This is a genomic window from Streptosporangium sp. NPDC002544, from assembly GCF_040295965.1.
Classification (GTDB): domain Bacteria; phylum Actinomycetota; class Actinomycetes; order Streptosporangiales; family Streptosporangiaceae; genus Streptosporangium.
The window spans coordinates 89,398-108,521 of record NZ_JBEOWJ010000024.1 but is presented as its reverse complement, the minus strand read 5'-3'; the positions used below and the strand labels follow the sequence as shown (position 1 = coordinate 108,521).

At 70.3% G+C, this 19,124-nt stretch carries 18 protein-coding genes; 5 read left to right on the top strand and 13 right to left on the bottom strand.

The window, feature by feature from the left end; all coding sequences use genetic code 11:
* Positions 1-24: 24 nt before the first annotated feature.
* Both ABT061_RS31415 and ABT061_RS31410 read right to left on the bottom strand, forming a co-directional pair.
* Positions 25-276, bottom strand: a complete 252-nt coding sequence (locus ABT061_RS31415) for a DUF3039 domain-containing protein (RefSeq protein WP_030906465.1) — start codon at positions 274-276, stop codon at positions 25-27.
* A gap of 105 nt (positions 277-381) precedes the next feature.
* Positions 382-1,971: a DHA2 family efflux MFS transporter permease subunit gene (locus ABT061_RS31410; RefSeq protein ID WP_350924772.1), complete on the bottom strand. Its 1,590-nt coding sequence runs from the start codon at positions 1,969-1,971 to the stop codon at positions 382-384.
* Positions 1,972-2,125: 154 nt separating this feature from the next.
* Here ABT061_RS31410 and ABT061_RS31405 point away from each other — a divergent pair, with 154 nt between their 5' ends.
* On the top strand, positions 2,126-2,761 hold the full coding sequence (locus tag ABT061_RS31405; protein ID WP_350924770.1) for a TetR family transcriptional regulator: 636 nt from the start codon (positions 2,126-2,128) through the stop codon (positions 2,759-2,761).
* 8 nt (positions 2,762-2,769) lie between these two features.
* Here ABT061_RS31405 and ABT061_RS31400 read toward each other — a convergent pair whose 3' ends face one another.
* The 5 genes from ABT061_RS31400 to ABT061_RS31380 all read right to left on the bottom strand — a co-directional run bounded on the left by ABT061_RS31400 (position 2,770) and on the right by ABT061_RS31380 (position 8,704).
* Complete coding sequence (locus tag ABT061_RS31400) at positions 2,770-3,348, bottom strand: YqgE/AlgH family protein (RefSeq protein WP_343975538.1); 579 nt, start codon at positions 3,346-3,348, stop codon at positions 2,770-2,772.
* Between the two features lie 155 nt (positions 3,349-3,503).
* The gene (locus ABT061_RS31395) at positions 3,504-4,916 is read right to left on the bottom strand and encodes an NAD-dependent malic enzyme (RefSeq protein WP_350924768.1); all 1,413 of its coding nucleotides are present in this window, start codon (positions 4,914-4,916) and stop codon (positions 3,504-3,506) included.
* 200 nt (positions 4,917-5,116) lie between these two features.
* The gene (locus ABT061_RS31390) at positions 5,117-6,052 is read right to left on the bottom strand and encodes a tetratricopeptide repeat protein (protein ID WP_350924766.1); all 936 of its coding nucleotides are present in this window, start codon (positions 6,050-6,052) and stop codon (positions 5,117-5,119) included.
* A 46-nt stretch (positions 6,053-6,098) separates the two neighbouring features.
* Entirely contained in the window at positions 6,099-7,766 is a 1,668-nt protein-coding gene (gene icmA / locus ABT061_RS31385) for a coenzyme B12-dependent isobutyryl-CoA mutase large subunit (protein ID WP_350924763.1), read from the bottom strand.
* Between the two features lie 398 nt (positions 7,767-8,164).
* The gene (locus tag ABT061_RS31380) at positions 8,165-8,704 is read right to left on the bottom strand and encodes a MarR family winged helix-turn-helix transcriptional regulator (RefSeq protein ID WP_350924761.1); all 540 of its coding nucleotides are present in this window, start codon (positions 8,702-8,704) and stop codon (positions 8,165-8,167) included.
* A gap of 291 nt (positions 8,705-8,995) precedes the next feature.
* Here ABT061_RS31380 and ABT061_RS31375 point away from each other — a divergent pair, with 291 nt between their 5' ends.
* Together ABT061_RS31375 and ABT061_RS31370 are read left to right on the top strand one after the other, a co-directional pair.
* On the top strand, positions 8,996-10,420 hold the full coding sequence (locus tag ABT061_RS31375; RefSeq protein ID WP_350924759.1) for a hypothetical protein: 1,425 nt from the start codon (positions 8,996-8,998) through the stop codon (positions 10,418-10,420).
* Between the two features lie 55 nt (positions 10,421-10,475).
* Positions 10,476-11,153, top strand: a complete 678-nt coding sequence (locus ABT061_RS31370) for a DUF4230 domain-containing protein (protein WP_350924757.1) — start codon at positions 10,476-10,478, stop codon at positions 11,151-11,153.
* Between the two features lie 151 nt (positions 11,154-11,304).
* Here ABT061_RS31370 and meaB read toward each other — a convergent pair whose 3' ends face one another.
* Both meaB and ABT061_RS31360 read right to left on the bottom strand, forming a co-directional pair.
* Entirely contained in the window at positions 11,305-12,255 is a 951-nt protein-coding gene (gene meaB / locus ABT061_RS31365; RefSeq protein WP_502991516.1) for a methylmalonyl Co-A mutase-associated GTPase MeaB, read from the bottom strand.
* Positions 12,256-12,257: 2 nt separating this feature from the next.
* The gene (locus ABT061_RS31360; protein WP_350924752.1) at positions 12,258-13,445 is read right to left on the bottom strand and encodes an acetyl-CoA C-acetyltransferase; all 1,188 of its coding nucleotides are present in this window, start codon (positions 13,443-13,445) and stop codon (positions 12,258-12,260) included.
* A gap of 85 nt (positions 13,446-13,530) precedes the next feature.
* On the opposite strand from ABT061_RS31360, the gene mce reads away from it, so the two are divergent.
* Entirely contained in the window at positions 13,531-13,992 is a 462-nt protein-coding gene (gene mce, locus ABT061_RS31355) for a methylmalonyl-CoA epimerase (RefSeq protein ID WP_350924749.1), read from the top strand.
* A 157-nt stretch (positions 13,993-14,149) separates the two neighbouring features.
* On the top strand, positions 14,150-15,430 hold the full coding sequence (locus tag ABT061_RS31350) for a DivIVA domain-containing protein (RefSeq protein WP_350924747.1): 1,281 nt from the start codon (positions 14,150-14,152) through the stop codon (positions 15,428-15,430).
* Positions 15,431-15,585: 155 nt separating this feature from the next.
* Here ABT061_RS31350 and ABT061_RS31345 read toward each other — a convergent pair whose 3' ends face one another.
* From ABT061_RS31345 to ABT061_RS31330, 4 genes are all read right to left on the bottom strand, one after another.
* Positions 15,586-16,377 (bottom strand): alpha/beta fold hydrolase, encoded by a 792-nt coding sequence (locus ABT061_RS31345; RefSeq protein WP_350924745.1) that lies wholly within the window; start codon positions 16,375-16,377, stop codon positions 15,586-15,588.
* Between the two features lie 149 nt (positions 16,378-16,526).
* A complete protein-coding gene (locus tag ABT061_RS31340) occupies positions 16,527-17,240 on the bottom strand; it encodes an alpha/beta hydrolase (protein ID WP_350924743.1) in 714 nt (237 codons plus the stop codon).
* A 34-nt stretch (positions 17,241-17,274) separates the two neighbouring features.
* A complete protein-coding gene (locus ABT061_RS31335) occupies positions 17,275-17,595 on the bottom strand; it encodes an Rv1322 family protein (protein WP_350924741.1) in 321 nt (106 codons plus the stop codon).
* Positions 17,592-19,055 (bottom strand): 3-hydroxyacyl-CoA dehydrogenase family protein, encoded by a 1,464-nt coding sequence (locus ABT061_RS31330; protein WP_350924738.1) that lies wholly within the window; start codon positions 19,053-19,055, stop codon positions 17,592-17,594. Before ABT061_RS31330 ends, ABT061_RS31335 begins: the two co-directional genes overlap by 4 nt.
* Between the last annotated feature and the right edge of the window lie 69 nt (positions 19,056-19,124).

Below are 19,124 nucleotides of genomic sequence, written 5' to 3'. Positions count from 1 at the left end.
GTGGCGATCACCCACGAGCAACACTCACTCCTTGTTGCCGTCTTCACCCTTCGGCAGACCCGAGTAGATCTCCTTGCACTCCGGGCAGACCGGGAACTTCTGGGGGTCGCGGTTGGGCACCCAGACCTTCCCGCAGAGCGCGCGGACCGGTGTCCCGCTCAGCGCGCTCTCCATGATCTTGTTCTTCTCGACGTAGTGGGCGAAGCGCTCGTGGTCGCCGTCGCCGTGCGACAGGTCCGGCCGGACGTCGCTCTCAGGGAGAATCTTCGTACTCACTCTGGTGATTTTATGCCCGCACCGCCGCGCCCCGGTCACCGACGCGACGCCCCAGGCCCGGCGATCGAGCGCCGGGCCTGGGGCGGGAGCCGTGTTCGAGGGCTTTCAGCCCATGTGGATCGCGGCGCCCTCGCTCTTGCGGCCCGCCCTGACGAAGAGCGCGAGCAGCGCCGCGAGGACCGCCACCCCGGTGCTGACCGTGAAGCCGAGGTGCATGCCGTCCAGGAAGGACGAGTGCACGACGCCGGTGATGGCCTGCATGATCGGCTCGGGCGTGCCGGGGGCCGCACCGGCCTGGGCGTAGGAGGCGCCCTGCTTGACCAGTTCCATCTGCTCGGCGGGGAGTTCCGGGAGCTTGGCGGCCGTCCAGTAGCCGGGAAGCACGTCGGCCACCTTGGCCGCGACGATCGCGCCGAGCACCGCGGTGCCCATCGAGCCTCCGACCTGCATCGCCGACTGCTGCACGCCGCCCGCCACGCCGCTGAGCTCCTCCGGGGCGTTGCCCACGATGATCTCGGTGGCGCCGACCATCACCGGGGAGAGGCCGAAGGCGAGCAGCACGAACGGGATCGCGCTGTCGACGTAACCCGCGTCCATGCCCAGGCGGGAGAGGAGGAACATGGCCACGGCCGTGATCAGCATGCCCGCCGAGATCGTGATCTTCGGGCCGAGTTTGCCGATCGCCAGGCCCGCCAGCGGTGAGGCGACGATCATGCCCGCGCTCATCGGGAGCATCCGCATACCCGAGTCGAGCGGTGACAGGCCGTGCACGCCCTGGAAGTAGAAGGTGAGGAAGAACATCGCGCCGAACATCGAGAACGCCACCAGCACCATCAGCACGGTGCCGATCGCGACCGAGGCGTTGCCGAACAGGCTGAGCGGGATGAGCGGCTCGGTGGCCCTGGTCTGCCAGTAGACGAACGCGGCGCCGAGCACCACGGCACCGGCCAGGAAGCCGAGCGTCCTGGTGTCGCCCCAGCCGTACTCGGGGGCCTTGATGATCGCCCAGACCATGCAGAACATGGCACCGGAGAGCAGGACCACGCCGAGCCAGTCGATCCTGGACAGCGAGGCCGCCCTGCTCTCCTTGATCACCAGGAACCCGACGGCCAGGGCGACGATGCCGACCGGGACGTTGATGAAGAAGACCGACTGCCAGTTGACGTGCTCCACCAGCAGGCCGCCGACGATGGGACCGGCGGCGCTGGACAGGCCGATCACCGCACCCCAGACGCCGATCGCCATGTTCAGCTTCTCCGCGGGGAAGGCCGCGCGGAGCAGGGCCAGGGCCGCGGGCTGCAGCAGGGCGCCGAAGAGCCCCTGCAGGACGCGGAAGGCGATCAGCCAGGTGATGGAGTCGGACAGGCCGATGGCCAGGGAGGTGAGCGCGAAGCCCGCGATGCCGATCACGAAGATCCGCTTGTGCCCGAACAGGTCGCCGAGCTTGCCGGCGGTGATCAGGAACACGGCGAGCGCGAGCAGGTAACCGCTGGTCACCCACTGCAGGTCGGCGAGGGAGGCGTTGAGCTCCTTGCCGATCACCGGGTTGGCGATGGCGACGACGGTGCCGTCGAGCATCACCATCATCACGCCGAGGGAGACCGCCAGCAGCGTCAGCCACGGGTGCCCCTGCCTGGATGATCTGCCCGGATCCGGTGGTGGTGGTGTCGTGGCCACCGTCTTGGCCTGCGCCATGGAAGGGTCCCCCCTGCGATCTTTCGTCCGCCCCCGCGTGGGACGTCAACCGGAGGTAATTTATGACAGTCACTGACAAGTGACAAATTCTTTTATGAGGCAGCAGGTGACTTATGGCAGACTGTGAACTATACGTTTCGAGGTGGTGACGAGCATGCGTCGGCCAGGCCTTCGCGAGCGCAAGAAGCAGAAGACCCGGCTGGCACTGATCGACGCCGCCCTCTCCCTCTTCCTTGAGCAGGGGTACGAGGCGACGACCGTCGACCAGATCGCCGCGGCCGTGGACGTCTCTCCGCGCACGTTCTTCCGCTACTTCGCCACCAAGGAGGACGTCGCCCTGTCCCTGGCCGCCGACGGGCAGGAGACCATGCTCGCCGAGCTGGCCACCCGCCCGGCCGACGAGGCGCCGTTCACCGCGCTCTCACACGCCGTGCGCGCGATGGTCACCATGCTCCAGGAGGGGGATCTCGACGACACCGCCAGGTTCCTCAGGGCCCGCGAAGTGATCGACAGCACCCCCGCGCTCTTCGCGGGAAGCGTGCGCCGGCTGCTGGAGAACGAGCGGCGGCTGATCGCCGAGATCAGCAGGCGCCAGGGCACCGGCCCCGACGACCTCCTGCCCCACTTCGTGGTGGCGCTCTTCACCGCCGTCGCCCGGGTCGGCTTCGAGCTCTGCGAACCCGCCGACATCAACGACGTCAAGGCCCTCGCCGCCCGCCTGGAGTCGACCCTCGCCCTGGCCGAACGCTCCCTGCGCCCCGGCTGGGACCGCCCCGGGCACCCGGTCTAGGTCCTGTCCTAGTTCATCGACGGGTCGTCGGGGCAGGTGGCCACGTAGGCCAGCTCGCCCCGCTGGCGGCGGAGCACGGCCCGCCATAGCGACTCGGGATCGTGGTGGAAGGTGTCGCCGGGCTCCGAGTCCACGACGTACCAGGCGCCCTCGCCGATCTCGCTCTCCAGCTGCCCGGCCGACCATCCGGCGTACCCCGCGAAGATGCGCATCTGGGCGATCTCCCCGGCGAGGATCTCCGGCGGCGCGTCGAGGTCGACGGTGCCGAGCCTGGAGACCGCCGCGGTGCCCGCGTGCAGCCGCCGCCAGCCGAGCGGCTCCTGCCCGCTCGGCACCGCGGCCAGCGCCAAGGCGCTGTCGGTCTGCACGGGGCCTCCCTGGAACAGCACGGACGGGCCGGTGACCATGGTGTCCCAGGTCGGCAGCACCTGGGTCACCGAGATGTCACTCGGTCTGTTGAGCACCACGCCCAGGGTGCCGCCATCGAGGTCGTGCTCCAGCACCAGGACCACGCTGCGCCGGAAGTTGGGATCCTCCAGCTGCGGGGTGGCCACCAGAAGCCCACCGACGTAGATCGCCTCCGCCATACCTCCATCATGAGGGGTGAACACCCCTTCGCGCTGCTCCCCCCGCCCTTCTGATGACCCGGACCTCATGCGCTCGTCACGCGACGCGCACAGGATGGAACTCCATGGAGCGAAGATCGCGGAACGGGACGGTGACGACGGCCTGACGACGGGCCTCAGGCCTCCGTCATGCCCGTACGCGCACGGCCGCCGGCCGACTCGCGCACGGCCGCCGCGACGGCGCCCGACACGTCCGGGTGGAACACGCTGGGGACGATGTAGTTGGGGCCGAGCTCCTCGGTGGTCACCACGTCGGCCAGCGCCTTGGCCGCGGCCAGCAGCATCTCCTGGCTGACCACGGTGGCCTGCGCGTCGAGCAGGCCGCGGAAGACACCGGGGAAGGCCAGCACGTTGTTGATCTGGTTCGGATAGTCGGAGCGGCCGGTGGCGACCACCGCTGCGTGCTCACGAGCGATGTCGGGCGAGACCTCGGGCTCGGGGTTGGCGAGCGCGAAGACCACGGCGTCCTTGGCCATCGTGGCGATGTCGTCACCGTTGAGGATGCCGGGCGCGGAAACGCCGATGAACACGTCGGCGCCCTTGACCGCGCCGCGCAGGTCGCCCGCGTAGCCATCGGCGTTGGTGTGGTCGGCGATCCACCGGAGCGAGTCGTCCAGGTCCTGGCGCCCGCGGTGCACCGCGCCCAGGTAGTCGCAGACGATCACGTTGCGGGCGCCCGCCGCGAGCAGCAGTCGCAGCACCGCCGTACCGGCCGCGCCCGCGCCCGCGAGGGCGATGCGGACCTCACCCAGGTCCTTGCCGACCACGCGCAGCGCGTTGGTGAGCGCGGCCAGCACGCAGATCGCGGTGCCGTGCTGGTCGTCGTGGAAGACCGGGATGTCCAGCAGCTCGCGCAGCCGCCGCTCCACCTCGAAGCAGCGCGGCGCCGAGATGTCCTCCAGGTTGATGCCGCCGAAACCGGGAGCGATGATCTGCACGGTCCGCACGATCTCGTCGACGTCCTGGGTGTCCAGGCAGATCGGCCAGGCGTCGATGTCGGCGAACCGCTTGAACAGCGCGGCCTTGCCCTCCATGACGGGGAGTCCGGCGGCCGGGCCGATGTTGCCCAGGCCGAGCACCGCCGAGCCGTCGGTGACGACGGCGACGGTGTTGCGCTTGATGGTCAGGCGGCGGGCGTCCTCGGGGTTGCGGGCGATGGCCATCGAGACCCGGGCGACGCCGGGCGTGTACGCCATGGAGAGCTCGTCCCGGTTGCGCAGCGGCACCTTCGACCGCATCTCGATCTTTCCACCGAGGTGCATGAGGAAGGTCCGGTCGGAGACCTTGTGGATGACGACGCCCTCGACACCCTCCAGCTTGTCCACGATCGCCTGCGCGTGATCGGTGTCACGCGCGGCGCAGGTGACGTCGATGCGCAGCGTCTCATGCCCGGCCGTGGTCACGTCGAGCGCGGTGACCACACCCCCGGCGGACTCTACCGCGTGGGTGAGCTGGCTGACGGCCTTGCCGCCGGCGGGCACCTCCAGGCGCACGGTGATGGAGTACGACACACTCGGCACGGTGGCCACAGCCGATCCGCTCCTTTGCGACTAACTTAAGTTGGGATGCCTCCATCGTGCCACCACCAGGGGTGTGTACGCACCGGAGGTGGTGAACCCGCACGTGTAGATGCGGTCACGGAACACCTCGTCCCGGCCCATCGTGACGCTTGTCACCAAAGACGGCTCCGGGGGCGGGCCGCCGGGCCGGGTACTCGGAGGCAAGGTGCTCAGAACAGGGCGCTGGCCAGGTTCCTGCGGGCCCTGGCGATGGACGGGTCGTCTCCGGGGAGCGTGTCGAACAGGCCGAGCAGGTGCACCCTGGCCCTGTCCCGCTCGGCCCCCGAGGTGCGGCGCACCACGTCGACGAGCCGGTCGAAGGCCCTGTCCACCTCGCCGGAGAGCATCTCGAAGTCGGCGGCCAGGAGCTGGGCCTCGATGTCCGCGGGGTCGGCCAGCCTGTTCTGCAGGTCGGCCGGGTCGACGTCCTGCGTCCTGCGGATCAGACCGAGCCCGGCCAGGCCCAGCTTCGCGTCCTGGTTGTTCGGCGAGCGGGCCAGCAGCCGCTCGTACGCGGCCACCGCGCCGTCGAGGTCGCCAGCGTCGACGGCCTGCTCGGCGGCGAGCACGTCCGGGTCGACCGGGGGCTCCTGCGGCTGCTCCTGCTTGTCCTGGCCCTCCTCGGCGGGGGGCGGGAGATACTGCGCCAGCGCCTCCATGAGCTGCGACAGCCAGTCACGGAGCTGCGGCTCGGTGGCGATGCCCGGAACCACGGCCACCGGCTGTCCCTGGAAGATGGCGTACAGGGCGGGCACGTTCTGTACCCGTAGCGCCTGCGCGATCTGCTGGTTGATCTCAACGTCGACCCTGGCCAGGGTCCACCGGCCGGCGTTCTCGGCGGCCAGTTTCTCCAGCAGCAGGCTGTACTGTTTGGCCTGCTCGGCGCGGGTGACGGTGAGCTCCAGCAGCACGAGGCTGTTCATGGAGCGTTCTACGACCTCGGTCGCGAAGTTGGCGTCGTCGACATCGATGACCGGCGCCGGAACACCGCCGGTTTCCTGCGCGGCGCTCTCCCGCCGCGCCTGTGCCTCCAGTGCCTGCTTGCGAGCGCCGAGATCGACGGCGCCGTAGAGCGATCCGGGTCGAGTGAAGTCCGCTGGGCTCATGGTTCCAATCCTGCCGTATCCCGGCCGGTGCCCCGACGCGCCCTCACTAGAAACGCGCCGGTTCGGTGTAGACGCCCCACTCACCGCGCAACACGTCGCAGATCTCACCCAGCGTGGCCTCGGCCCTGGCCGCGTCGAGCATGGCGGGGATCATGTTGCCCGCCGCCCCGGCCGCCCGCCTCATCGCGGCCAGGGCGGCGTCCACGGCCGCCTGGTCACGGGCGGCGCGGCGCTCGGCGAGGACGCGGCGCTGCTCGCGCTCGACCTCGTGCCCCACCCGGAGGATCTCCAGCGGCTCGTCGACGGACGCCGTGTGGCAGTTCACCCCGACGATCCTCTTCTCGCCCTTCTCCAGCTTGCGCTGGTAGTCGAAGGCCGCCTCGGCGATCTCGGACATGAACCAGCCGTCCTCGATGCCGCGCAGGATGCCCGAGGTCATCGTGCCGTCGGCGCCCATCTCCCGGATCCTCGTGAAGATCGCCTCGGCCTCGGCCTCCAGCCGGTCGGTCAGCGCCTCCACGTACCAGGATCCGCCGAGCGGGTCGGCGACGTTGACGATCTCGGTCTCCTCCATGAGCACCTGCTGGGTGCGGAGCGCGATCTCCGCCGCCCTCGTGGAGGGCAGCGCGAGGACCTCGTCCAGCGCGTTGGTGTGCAGCGAGTTGGTGCCGCCGAGCACCGCCGCGAGCGCCTCGACCGCGGTGCGCACCACGTTGTTGTACGGCTGCTGCGCGGTCAGTGACACGCCCGCCGTCTGGGTGTGGAAGCGCAGCCACTGGGCCTTCTCCGTGCCGGCCCCGTAGACGTCGCGCAGCCACCGCGCCCAGATCCGCCGGGCGGCCCTGAACTTGGCGATCTCCTCGAAGAAGTCGATGTGCGCGTCGAAGAAGAAGGACAGGCCGGGGGCGAAGACGTCGATGTCCAGGCCGCGCGACAGGCCGAGCTCCACGTAGCCGAACCCGTCGGCCAGGGTGAAGGCCAGCTCCTGGGCAGCCGTGGCCCCGGCCTCGCGGATGTGGTAGCCGGAGACGCTGAGCGGCTTGTACGCGGGCACCTCCGCCGCGCAGAACTCCATCAGGTCGCCGATCAGCCGCAGATGCGGCTCGGGGGCGAACAGCCACTCCTTCTGCGCTATGTACTCCTTGAAGATGTCGGTCTGCAGGGTGCCGTTGAGCCTGGTGACCGGCACCCCCTGCCGCTCGGCGGCGACGACGTACATGCAGAAGATCGGGACGGCCGGACCGCTGATCGTCATCGAGGTGGTGATGTCGCCGAGCGGGATGCCCTCGAAGAGCAGGTCCATGTCCAGCACGGAGTCGATCGCCACGCCGCAGTGGCCCACCTCGCCGAGCGATCGCGGGTCGTCGGAGTCGTGGCCCATCAGCGTGGGCATGTCGAAGGCCACGCTCAACCCGTCACCGCCCGCGGCGAGGATCATCTTGTAGCGCTCGTTGGTCTGCCGCGCGTTGCCGAACCCGGCGAACTGCCGGATGGTCCATGCCTTGCCCCGGTAGCCGGTGGGGTGCAGACCGCGGGTGAAGGGAAACTCCCCCGGCCAGCCGATGCGCTCCATCCGCGGGTCACCGCCGTCCGGACCGTAGACCGGCTCGACGTCGAGCCCGGACAGGGTGCGGAACTCGGCCTCACGCCTGCGAGCCCCGTCGAACCGCGCCTGCCAGCGCGCACGCCCCGCCTCGACCTGCTCAGCGTCCATGGCCAACCCCCTGTACGGCAGCGGCTTACCCCCGGCTTGTGGCCTCCCCCAAATACTAGGACGTCCTACTAATCCCTGGCGAGAGCGAGGCCCCGCCGGCGACCACCCCAAGGATCGCCATACGGGACGAGCCAGGCACACCATCACATGGGACTACCCGTGAGGCCGCGCCGGGGACTGGACTGAGGAGAGGGAGGTTGCGAGGAACGAGCGACCTCCCTCGACGAGGGAAGGAGCCGGATTCCAGCGGCCTCACCGCGACGCGCCAGCGTCGCCGACAACTCGCGAGGAACGAGCGACCTCCCTCGACGAGGGAAGGAGCCGGGTAAGAGCGGCCTCACCGCGACGCGTTAGCGTCGCCAGAGGCAGGCCCGAACCGCGACGCGCAGCGTCGCCATCTAATCGCCATCCATAAAGTCACCGGCGGCGACGCGGAGGGTTCTGAGGAGGTCGAACATCTGGTCCAGCTCATCCTCGCCGTACATGGGCATGGCGAAGTCGGCCTCCATCAGGTCGGCGGTCGCCCCGCGGACGACCTCCCGCCCCCGGTCGGTGATCTCGGCGAGCACCCCCCGGCCGTCGCGGGGATTGGGCATGCGACGTACCAGACCGGCACTTTCCAGGCGGCTCACGGTGTTGGTCACGCTCGTGGGATGGACCATCAGACGCTCGCCGATCCTGGAGAGCGGCAGCGCTCCGGTCTTGCTGAAGGTCAGCAGCACCAGGGCCTCGTATCTGGCGAAGGTCAAGTCATGCGGTTTGAGCAGCGTGTCCAGTTGCGACAGCAGGATCTGCTGCGCTCTCATGATCGATGTGACGGCGGCCATGGCCGAGGAGGGCCCGAAGTGAACGCGCCACGTCTTCGCGGCACGCTCGATGGGGTCAAACGGGAGATTCAGCTGACCTGTAACCACAGGGCTACGGTAGCGCGGCCTCATCCCGATTCGCCCATATACGTAGAGTCACCATCCTGATGGCTTCACCAAGAACCCGGACGCCAAACGTCACGCTCCGTTATGGTTCCCACATCGAATGGTGAGGCCGTGGCCAAGTGGCCACGCTGACTCAGTCCGGCCTGCGGGGGAAGCGAGCCGGACCGGTGCCGAGGGGACCGGCATCCGCACATTCACGGCACGGGGGGTGCTTGATGAACGACAACTTGACGGCGTTCGAACGCCGGACGCACTTCGGCTACACCGGCTCGGCGTGGGTTCTCACCACGCCCACCGGTGCGTGAGCACAGGGGCGTTTCACGCGAGGAACTCCAGCAGAGCGGGTTGATGGCGGTCGCCATCCTGCTCGTGCTCGGGGTGGTCGCGGCGTGGAGCGTCCTGGTTCCCGGTGTCAGCGCGTGGGAGAACATCATCGTCGCGGTGATCGGCTCGCTCCGGTTGACCGGCCCGGTGGCGGCCGCGTTCGCCGCGTGGGTGGCGGTGCGCAGGCGGCGCGGGACGGGGGGCCGATCGATGACCCCGTGGCAGGCGGTGCGGGCGCCGCTGGCGATCCTGGTGGTGACGGGTGGCGCGTTCACCGCCACCGTCATGGTCCTGGCGGTCAGAACCATGATCACCGAGCAGGCCGGGCGACTGCTGCCCAGCGGCCTGGTGATGGGCGTGGCCGGGCTGGCGCTGTACGTCGTCATCGGCTGGGTCACCGGCTGGCTGATGCCGTGGACGATCACGCCGGTCCTGGCCGGACTCGGTTGCTACAGCCTGTTCACCTGGCTGTGTCACGGGCCGACCTGGGCCGACCGGCTCGCCCCCGCCACGCGGGAGCCGTACGACCCGTTCCAGGGGCTGAACTCGGCGGCGTTCACCGACCAGACGCTCTGGCTGGTGGGGATCAGCGCGGCGCTCCTGCTCGGCTGGGCCGCGGTCGTGACGCGCCAGGCCCTGGTGCTGGCCGCCGCGCTGATCGCGGTGCTGGCGGCGGGGACCGGCATGGCCCGCCTGTTCACCGAGGAGCAGCCGGTCTCGGCCCAGCAGATCGTCTACAGCTGCCAGGAGTGGCCGATCATGGTCTGCGTGCACCCGGGGATGCGCGCCGGACTACCCGAACTGGGCTCGGAGTTCATCAAGATCGCCTCCCGGCTGGCCGGGACACCCGGGGAGTTCTCCCGGGTGGAGCAGCACCCCAGGCGTGACGGTTCCGCCCTCTCCGCGGGCGTGATCGCGATCCACGTGGACGATCTGGCCACGGGGTTCGCCGAGAAGGCGGCCGACGAGTTCGTCGACGGCCTGGCCGCGCGGTGTGACGCCACTCCCGCGGCGGGCTACCGCGACATCGTGGCCGCGTGGCTGCGGGGTGAGCCGCTTCCCGGCGGGCCGCTCGCGGAGCACCGGTACGCGGCGGCGTGGTTCTCGGGGCTCACGGACGTCCAGCGGCGCGACTGGCTCCGGCTCTACTACGCGGACTTCACCGGCTGCCGGTTACAAAGCACTCACTTTGGTGGCCAGTCCGGGCAGACCGCCCAGACAGGACAGTACGGCCAGCCGGGGCAGGGTGCGGGAGGCACCTCGACCGGGCCCGAGCCCAGGTCAGGACCCGTCCACCAGGCACCCGGCGGGCCGCCGCCGCCCGGGACGGGCGTCCCGGGCGCCCCGTGGCGTGCCCCCTTCGCCGAAGGCGGCACGCCGCCGTCGCCACAGGGCTGACAAGATCGGCATAGGCTCGGCGTGAGAAGGTCGCCCCCCGGGGAAGGAGAGCTTCGTGAAAGCCTCCCAAGAAGCTCCGCCCGAGACCCCCCAGGCGGCGCCTCGCAGGCGCCGCTGGCGTTTCCTCGCCGGGCTGCTCGTCGTCATGGTTCTTCTCGTCGTGGGTGCTCGCCTGACCTGGTCGTGGCTGAACCCGTTCGGCGAGGCCACGATCGACCGCAGCCAGCCCGTGCTGCTGGAGTCCATTCACAACCTCAGCCGTTTCGAGGCCGCCACCGGCAACTTCCAGGTCGTGGTCGACCTGGAGAAGGACGCCGCCTTCCTGCCCGACGCGATCAAGGGCAGCCGGACGCTCTTCGTCGGTGCCGGTGGCGTCGACGCCTACGTCGACTTCGGCGGCATCGGCAACGGCGGGCTGACGGTCTCCCCCGACCGCACCGAGGTCACGGTCAGGCTGCCCCGCGCCCAGTTGGAGAAGCCGAATCTCGACAACAAGCGCTCCTATGTCTACGCCCAGCAGCGCGGTCTGCTGGACCGGGTCGAGGACTTCCTGTCCTCCTCCCCCTCAGACCAGCAGGAGCTCTACGTGCTGGCCGAGAAGAAGATCGCCGAAGCCGCTCTGGCCAGCGATCTGCGCAACCGCGCCGACCAGAACACCAAGATCATGCTTGAGGGCATGCTGAAGGGGCTCGGCTTCGAGAAGGTCATCGTCAAGTTCGCCGACGAGACCTGACGCCCCTGTCCCGGCCCTCGGCGCTCCGGCCGGTGCGGGGCCCCGCCCACGCTCACCGGGTTCGGCGGCGCGCCGCCGCGGAGACGACCTCGCCCGCCCCCTTGGGACACCTTGGAAACCATGGAAGCGCGGTGAGGGTTCGCGGGCGCCGCTAGGTGCCGGGGGGTCCCACCGCCGTCAGAAGCTCGTCAGCCGCGGTGTAGGGGTCGAGTTCCGCGTCCAGAACGCGGGTGGCGAGGGCGTCGAGGCGCCGGTCTCCGTGCAGGTCGGCGAAGCGGGAGCGCAGGGTGGTGAGGGCGATCGCCTCGATCTCGTCCCGGGCCCTGGCCTGGCGGCGGCGGACGAGTTCGCCCGACCCCTCCAGGTAGGCCAGGTGGCCGTCGAGGGCCGCGACCACCTCCTCTGCGCCCTCCCCCCGCAGGGCCACGGTCGGCACGATCGGCGGTCTCCAGGGCCGGTCGACCAGGGCGATCATGTTGCGGAGCTCGCGGATCGCGGCCTGGGTGCCCTCTCGGTCGGCCTTGTTCACCACGAACACGTCGGCGATCTCCAGGATGCCCGCCTTGGCCACCTGGACGCCGTCGCCCATCCCCGGGGCGAGCAGCACGACCGTGGTGTCGGCCAGCGAGGCGATGTCGACCTCCGCCTGGCCGACACCGACGGTCTCGACGAGGATGACCTCGCAGCCGGCCGCCTCCAGGACGCGCAGCGCCTGGGGCGTGGCCCAGGACAGCCCGCCCAGGTGGCCCCTGCTCGCCATCGACCTGATGAACACGTCCGGATCGGTGGCGTGGTCCTGCATCCGGACCCGGTCGCCCAGCAGCGCCCCGCCGGTGAACGGCGAGGAAGGGTCGACGGCGAGCACGCCGACCCTCACGCCACGCCTGCGGAACGCGTGGACCAGCATCCCCGTGGAGGTCGACTTGCCGACACCGGGCGGGCCGGTCAGGCCGATGATCCGGGCCTGGTGTGGCCGGTCGGCGCAGAGCAGCGCGGCGATCTCCCTGAGTCCGGGGGAACCGTTCTCGACCATGGAGATCAACCGGGCCACGGCCCGGGGTCGGCCCTCCCTGGCCAGCGCGACCAGGTCGGAGACCTCCAGGGTCATGCCGAGGGAACGCGGATGATCAGAGCGTCACCCTGCCCGCCACCGCCGCAGAGGCCGGCCGCGCCGAGGCCGCCGCCCCTGCGCTTGAGCTCGTAGGCGAGGGCGAGGACGATGCGGGCGCCGGAGGCGCCGATCGGGTGGCCGACCGCGATGCCGCCGCCGTTGACGTTGACCTTGTCGAGGGGGACGTCGAGCTCCTTGACCGACTGGAGGACCACCTGGGCGAAGGCCTCGTTGATCTCCACCAGGTCGAGGTCACCGGCGACGAGTCCCTGCTTGCCGAGGGCGTGCTTGATCGCGTTGGCCGGCTGGGACTGGAGCGAGTTGTCGGGCCCGGCGACGTTGCCGTGGGCGCCGATCTCGGCCAGCCACTCAAGACCGAGCTCCTCGGCCTTGGCCTTGGACATCACGACGACGGCGCAGGCGCCGTCGGAGATCTGCGAGGCGGACCCGGCGGTGATCGTGCCGTCCTTGGTGAACGCCGGTCGCAGTCGCGACAGGACCTCGACTGTGGTGTCACCGCGCACGCCCTCGTCGGCGGAGAAGACCGTCGGCTCGCCCTTGCGCTGCGGGATCGCCACCGGCACGATCTCGTCGTCGAAGGTCCCGTTCTTGATCGCGGCGGCGGCGAGCGTGTGGGAGCGGGCGGAGAACTCGTCCTGCTCCTCGCGGGTCAGCCCGAAGCGCGCGTTGTGCCGCTCGGTGGACTCGCCCATGGCCACCTGGTCGTAGACGTCGGTGAGGCCGTCGAAGGCCATCGAGTCGATGATGCCGGCGGCACCGTACTTCACGCCCTTGCGCAGGCCGGGCAGCAGGTGCGGGGCGTTCGACATGGACTCCATGCCGCCCGCGACCACGATGTCGAACTCACCTGCCCGGATGAGCTGGTCGGCCAGGGCGATGGAGTCCAGGCCGGAGAGGCAGACCTTGTTGATCGTCAGGGACGGCACGGACATCGGGATGCCCGCCTTGACGGCGGCCTGGCGGGAGGGCATCTGCCCCACACCCGCCTGGAGCACCTGCCCCATGATCACGTACTGCACCGCCTCTGGAGCGACGCCGGAACGCTCCAGCGCGGCTTTGATCGCGATGCCGCCGAGTTCGACGGCCGACAGGCCGGACAGCGAGCCGAGCAGTCGGCCGATGGGGGTTCGAGCCCCGGAGACGATGACGGAAACGGACATAACAGGGGGCCTCCCTGACAGGGCTTGGAGCGACTTTGCCACCATACCCATGGGCACATCGGTGACCTTGAAGGAGGATGGCTCTATGTTCATGCGCATCGACCACGTGGGAATCGCCTGCCACGATCTTGAGGAGAAGATCGCTTTTTTCGAGCAGACCTTCGAGCTCACGGTGGTGGCCCGCGAGGTGAACACCGAGCAGGGGGTGAAGGAGGCGATGCTGCACATCGCCGACGGGGAGGGCGGTGGATCGTATATCCAGCTCCTCGAACCGCTCGGTTCCGACACGCCGGTCGGTAAATTTCTCGCGAAGCGCGGGGAAGGCGTTCATCATGTCGCCTTCGGTGTTCCGGACGTCGTGCGTGCTCTGGACACGATCGGCGGCAGGGGCGTCCGGCTGCTCGACGAACGGCCGCGCCACGGCTCCATGGGTTCGTCCATCGCCTTTCTTCACCCCAAAGACGTGGGGGGAATGCTTACCGAACTCGTACAGGCTCCGGAAAGGCAAGCTGAGACCACGTCGAATGCAAGAAACGCCGATACGTAACAAGTCGCGCATAAAGTCGGACGAGACCGCCAACTCGGCAACGGCGGAGTACGCTGGCGTACCACCGGACGTGGATCCCGCCCCGGCTCCCGCTTCGGATGCCTGAAACCCCCGTCCGGCCCGTGTAGCCGTCTCGACAACCCAGGATCGAGCCTCCATGCAGTCCGACATCGACGCCCAGCTCAACAACTTCTTTGAAGACGCCCCCGCTCGGGAATTCGACGTGGTGCTCCGGGGCTATGACCGGCACCAGGTCCACGACCATCTGAAGCAAATCGACGGTGAGCTTCGGCAGTCCCGGGAGCAGGTTCAGAGCCTGCAACGGGATCTGTCCGACTCCCAGCGCCAACTTCAGGAGCAGGAGCGCCCGACCTACTCCGGCCTCGGCGCCCGGATCGAGCAACTGCTCCGCCTGGCTGAGGAACAGGCGACCGAGCTGGTCCAGGCAGCCAGGTCCGAGGCGAACGAGATCAAGGCGGCCTCCAAGGTCGAGGCCGCCGACCTGCGTGCCGCCGCGGAGAACGAGGCCGCGGAGAAGCGCGCCCTCGCCACCCGCGAGGTCGACGAGATGCGCACCACCGCGGAGCGCGAGGCCGAGGAGATCCGCTCGACCGCCCGCCGCGAGGCCGACGAGCTGACCGCCACCACCGAGCGCGAGGTCTCCAAGCTGCGGGCCACCGCCGACCACGAGGTGGCCGAGAAGCGCGCCGACGCCGAGCGCGAGATCGCCAAGCTGCGCACCACCACCGAGCGCGAGGTGGCCCAGCTGCGCGCCTCGACCAAGCGCGAGCGTGACGAGGTCCTCACCACCGCCAAGCGCCAGGCCGACGAGATGCGCGCCCAGGCCCAGCGGGTGCTTGAGGAGTCCGAGGCCAAGCGGGCCCAGGACGAGGCGGAGTTCGAGATCCAGCTCGCCGCCCGGCGCGAGGAGGCCGAGCGCCAGGAGGCCGAGCGCCACGCCACCGCGCAGGCCGCCACCCAGAAGCTGGTCGCCGAGGCCGAGCAGCGTGCGGCCACCGCCGAGCAGCGCGCCACCAAGGCCACCCAGCAGGCCGAGCAGACCCGCCGCGAGGCCGACACGCACGCCAAGCAGCTGCTGGCCAACGCGCGCAAGAACGCCGACCAGGTCGTGTCCGAGGCCAAGTCGAGCGCCGAGTCCATCGTCTCCGAGGCCAAGGCGGAGTCCGAGCGGAGCCGCTCTGTCGCCCAGCGCCAGGTCGACGAGCTGACCCGCCAGCGCGACAGCATCACCAGCCACCTCGCGCAGCTGCGCCAGCTGCTCGGTGGCGCGCCGCTCCCGGCCGCCGACCCGGAGCCCGCGATCGCCGCGGCCCCGCCGAAGCCGGCCATCCCCGCCGCCACCAACGGTGCCGAGAAGCCGGTTCCGACTCCCGCCAGGGCGGAGAAGGACGACGACGCGGAGTGGTGGCAGGAATAGGCGGCCGCTGACTCCGGGGCGTTGACGACGGCTGACGAGAGAGCCTGGTGACCTTCACGGTCACCAGGCTCTCTCGGCGCCGTGGGGCTCGACCCGGTCGTCGAGGCACTGCGACGGCGCCGGTCGATCTCGATTGACCGCGGCGATCGCCCTGCTCATCCGCGAGGTGATGATCCCCCGGCAAGCTCGGCGATGAAGTCCGACACCGCCCGGTTGAACGCCTCGGGCTGCTCGATCGCGCTGAGATGGCCGGCCTTCTCGATGACGGCCAGCCGCCCGTCGGGCACCGCCTCGACCATCGCGCCCGCTTCCGCGGGCGGGGTGATCTCGTCCTCCTCACCCACGATCACCAGGACCGGCGCCTTGATCGCCCGCAGCGTGTCAAAGGAGTCGGGACGGTCGGCCATGGCCCGTTGCGCCCAGGCCGCGGCCGTCGGCGGAGCCGACTGGACCAGCCCGCGCACCCGGCCGAACACCATCGCCCTGCTCCGCACCGTGGTCTGCCCGACCAGCCCCGGCAGCAACTCCTTCAGCAGGACGGAGGTGCCCTCCTGGAGCACCGCAGCGGCGATCCGCTCGCGGTTGGATCTCGCGGCCTCCGGGTCGGCACCCGCCTTCGTGTCGGCGAGGATCACCCCCAGCAGCCGGTCGGGGTGGCGGCGGCACAGGGCCATCGTCACGTAGCCGCCCATGGACAGGCCGCCGACGACCGCGCGGTCGACGCCCTCGCTGTCCAGCAGGCGCACGACATCGTCGGCCATCACGTCGAGGGAGGGAACGTCCCCGCCCAGCACCGAGCCGCCGAAACCACGCAGATCGGGGGTGATGACCTTGCAGACCTCGGCCAGGCCCTCACGCTGGGCCAGCCACATGGCCGATGACAGGGGGAACGCGTGAAGGAGGACGACCGGAAGCCCCTCTCCAGCCGATCGCGTGTACAGCCGCACGCCGTCCACCGTATTCCCGGAGCCCCCGTCTGGCACCCCCGGTTCCACAACCGTTTATGACGTTGTGGTAACTCCGCGGTCAACGAATGGGACCCGGCAGGCGATACGGCGACGAGGATTCCGGGACGGGCCCGAACCGGACAGGGTACCTACGAGTCGGCGACCTCGGTGGGGAGGGGGTGGGCGGCCGGATTGACCCGCAGGACGATCTCGTTGAGGACGATCCGCACGTACGGCTCGCCGACCCACAGGTGCTTGGCGTCGTCCACCCCGACGACCTCGGCCTGGGGCACCCTGGCGAAGCGCTCGCGGGCCTGCTCGGGACGGAGGTAGTCGTCGAACTCCGGAACCAGCGCGGTCAGCGGCCGCCCGAACTCCGCCCACCCGTCGAGGTCGGCGTCGGTAGCCCTGTGCAGCGGCGGGGAGAGGAGGATCGCCCCCTCCACCAGCGGGTCGCGGCCCCACTTGAGCGCCAGTTCGGTACCGAAGGACCAGCCGAGCAGCCAGACCCGGGGCAGGTCGTGGAAGTCGGCGTACTCCAGGGCCGCGGCGACGTCCAGGCGCTCGTCCTCACCCTTACCGAAGGCCCCCTGGGACGTTCCCCGCTCGGAGGTGGTGCCGCGCGTGTTGAACCGCAGCACCGCCAGGTCGGCGAGGGCGGGCAGCCGGTTCGCCGCCTTCTTGTAGACGTGGCTGTCCATCATGCCGCCGTGGGTGGGCAGCGGGTGCAGGCAGACCAGCGTGGCCACCGGAGGCCGTTCCGCGGGAAGGGCCAGCTCACCGACAAGTGTCAGCCCGTCACCGGTGTGCAGCTCGATCGGCTCCCTGCGCGCGGGCAGCACCGTAGAGGCCCGGATCTCCATGTCTCTCCTCACCACGACCGGCGATCCACGCCGGTCAGTATCTGCTTCTGCCAGGACCGCGCCTGACCCGGTTGCGCCAGCACGCGGTGTGCCAGTGCCTGCGCTCCTCCTCGCCGCCCTGCCAGGCGGGCCAGCTGACCAGGTGCGGCAGGCCCGGCCTGATCTCCTGGTCGCAGCCGGGGCAGCGGTAGACCTTGTCCGCCGCGCCGCCGGTGACCCGGCGCACCTGCCAGTCTCCGTCGGGCCACTCCTCCGTCTGGTCGACACCGGGCACGGAGCCGCCGAGGGGGCGGGCCGCACCCCGGTTGCCACCGCGGTCGAACGGGTCGGCCCGACGGGCCCTGCGGGGGCTCACGGCAGGTCTCGGAAGCTCCGGACCCCCGCCGCGACGAGCTGCTCCAGCAGCGGCGCGGGCGCGAGGAACGGTTCGCGGTACTCCGCGTACAGGGCGCGCAGGCCGTCGCGGACGGTCTCCAGGCCCAACTCGTCGAGCATCTCGAACGGTCCCGCCTGGTAACCGCAGCCGAGCCGCATCGCGTTGTCGATGTCGTCGCGGGTCGCATAGCCGGAGTCGTACATCCGGACGGCGTCGTTGAGGTACGGGTACAGGAGCGCGTCGACCACGAACTCGGCCCTGTCCCGGCACGGCACCGGGACCAGGCCGATGAGCCGGACCAGCCCCTCCACGGCCCGCGCGACCTCGGGCCGGGTGAGCGCGGTGGAGGCGACCTCGGCGACCTGGTCGCCCACCAGGTGCAGGCCGACCAGGCGCTCGGGGTGCGGGAGCCCGGGGGCCAGCTCGACGACGGGAACGCTGGACAGCGCGACGACCAGCTCCGCGTCCTGCACGGGCACGATCTTGAAGCCCGCGGCGGAGAGCCTGGCGGCGAAGGCGTCACCCCCCTCGCCCAGCACCGCGACCAGGCCGGTCGAGGGCTCGTCCGCCGTCGGTTCCGGTTCGGCGGCCCGGTGGAAGCCGCCACCCGACTTGCGGCCGAGCAGTCCGGCCGCGACCCGCTCGCGCAGGATCGGCGCGGCGGCGTGACGGCGGTCGTGGCTCTCCCTGAAGAGCACGCTCAGCACCTCGTACGAGGTGTCCAGGCCGATCAGGTCGAGCAGGGCGAAGGGGCCCATCGGCAGCCCGGCACCGAGCCTCATCGCGGTGTCGATGCCGTCGCGGGTGGCCACGCCGTTCTCCAGCAGGACCGCGGCGTGGTTGAGGTAGGGCAGTAGCAGCCGGTTGACCACGAACCCGGCGCGGTCGCCGACGGTCACCGAGGTCTTGCCGAGCCGGCGCGCGAGGTCGGCGACCTCGCCGGCCAGGCCGTCGTCGGTGATCAGCGTGTGGATCACCTCGACCAGTCTCATGACCGGGGCCGGGTTGAAGAAGTGCATGCCGATCACCCGGCCGGGGCGGCCGGTGGTGGCCGCGATCTCGGTGACCGAGAGCGAGGAGGTGTTGGTGGCGAGCACCGCGGACGGCTTGCAGATCCGATCCAGGTCGGTGAAGAGCGCCCGCTTGAAATCCATGACCTCCGGAACGGCCTCGATCACCAGGTCGGCGTCCGCGAGATCCTCCAGCGAGGTGGTGAGGGTCACCCGGCCGAGGATCTCCGACCTCTCGGCCTCGCTCAGCCTGCCCTTGACGACCGCGCGGCCCGTGGAGTCCTCCAGATGGCCCCGGCCTCGCGCCAACGCCTCAGGGCCGGCCTCCACGCCGATCACGGCGATGCCGGCCCGGGCGAAGCACTCGGCGATCCCGGCGCCCATCGTGCCGAGGCCGACCACGCCGACCGTCTCGAAACTGCCCGCCATCGTTCTCCCCACCCTGTCCGCGGATCCCGCGCCGCGCGACAAACCGCCCGTTCCTTGAACCGCAACAGT

What these genes read in the sequence shown, in the direction of transcription:
- ABT061_RS31410 (WP_350924772.1), bottom strand. Translation starts at nt 1,971, where the DNA reads ATGGCGCAGGCCAAGACGGTGGCCACGACACCACCACCACCGGATCCG.
- ABT061_RS31405 (WP_350924770.1), top strand. Translation starts at nt 2,126, where the DNA reads ATGCGTCGGCCAGGCCTTCGCGAGCGCAAGAAGCAGAAGACCCGGCTG.
- ABT061_RS31400 (WP_343975538.1), bottom strand. Translation starts at nt 3,348, where the DNA reads ATGGCGGAGGCGATCTACGTCGGTGGGCTTCTGGTGGCCACCCCGCAG.
- ABT061_RS31390 (WP_350924766.1), bottom strand. Translation starts at nt 6,052, where the DNA reads ATGAGCCCAGCGGACTTCACTCGACCCGGATCGCTCTACGGCGCCGTC.
- icmA (WP_350924763.1), bottom strand. Translation starts at nt 7,766, where the DNA reads ATGGACGCTGAGCAGGTCGAGGCGGGGCGTGCGCGCTGGCAGGCGCGG.
- ABT061_RS31380 (WP_350924761.1), bottom strand. Translation starts at nt 8,704, where the DNA reads ATGAGGCCGCGCTACCGTAGCCCTGTGGTTACAGGTCAGCTGAATCTC.
- ABT061_RS31360 (WP_350924752.1), bottom strand. Translation starts at nt 13,445, where the DNA reads ATGTCCGTTTCCGTCATCGTCTCCGGGGCTCGAACCCCCATCGGCCGA.
- mce (WP_350924749.1), top strand. Translation starts at nt 13,531, where the DNA reads ATGTTCATGCGCATCGACCACGTGGGAATCGCCTGCCACGATCTTGAG.
- ABT061_RS31350 (WP_350924747.1), top strand. Translation starts at nt 14,150, where the DNA reads ATGCAGTCCGACATCGACGCCCAGCTCAACAACTTCTTTGAAGACGCC.
- ABT061_RS31340 (WP_350924743.1), bottom strand. Translation starts at nt 17,240, where the DNA reads ATGGAGATCCGGGCCTCTACGGTGCTGCCCGCGCGCAGGGAGCCGATC.
- ABT061_RS31330 (WP_350924738.1), bottom strand. Translation starts at nt 19,055, where the DNA reads ATGGCGGGCAGTTTCGAGACGGTCGGCGTGGTCGGCCTCGGCACGATG.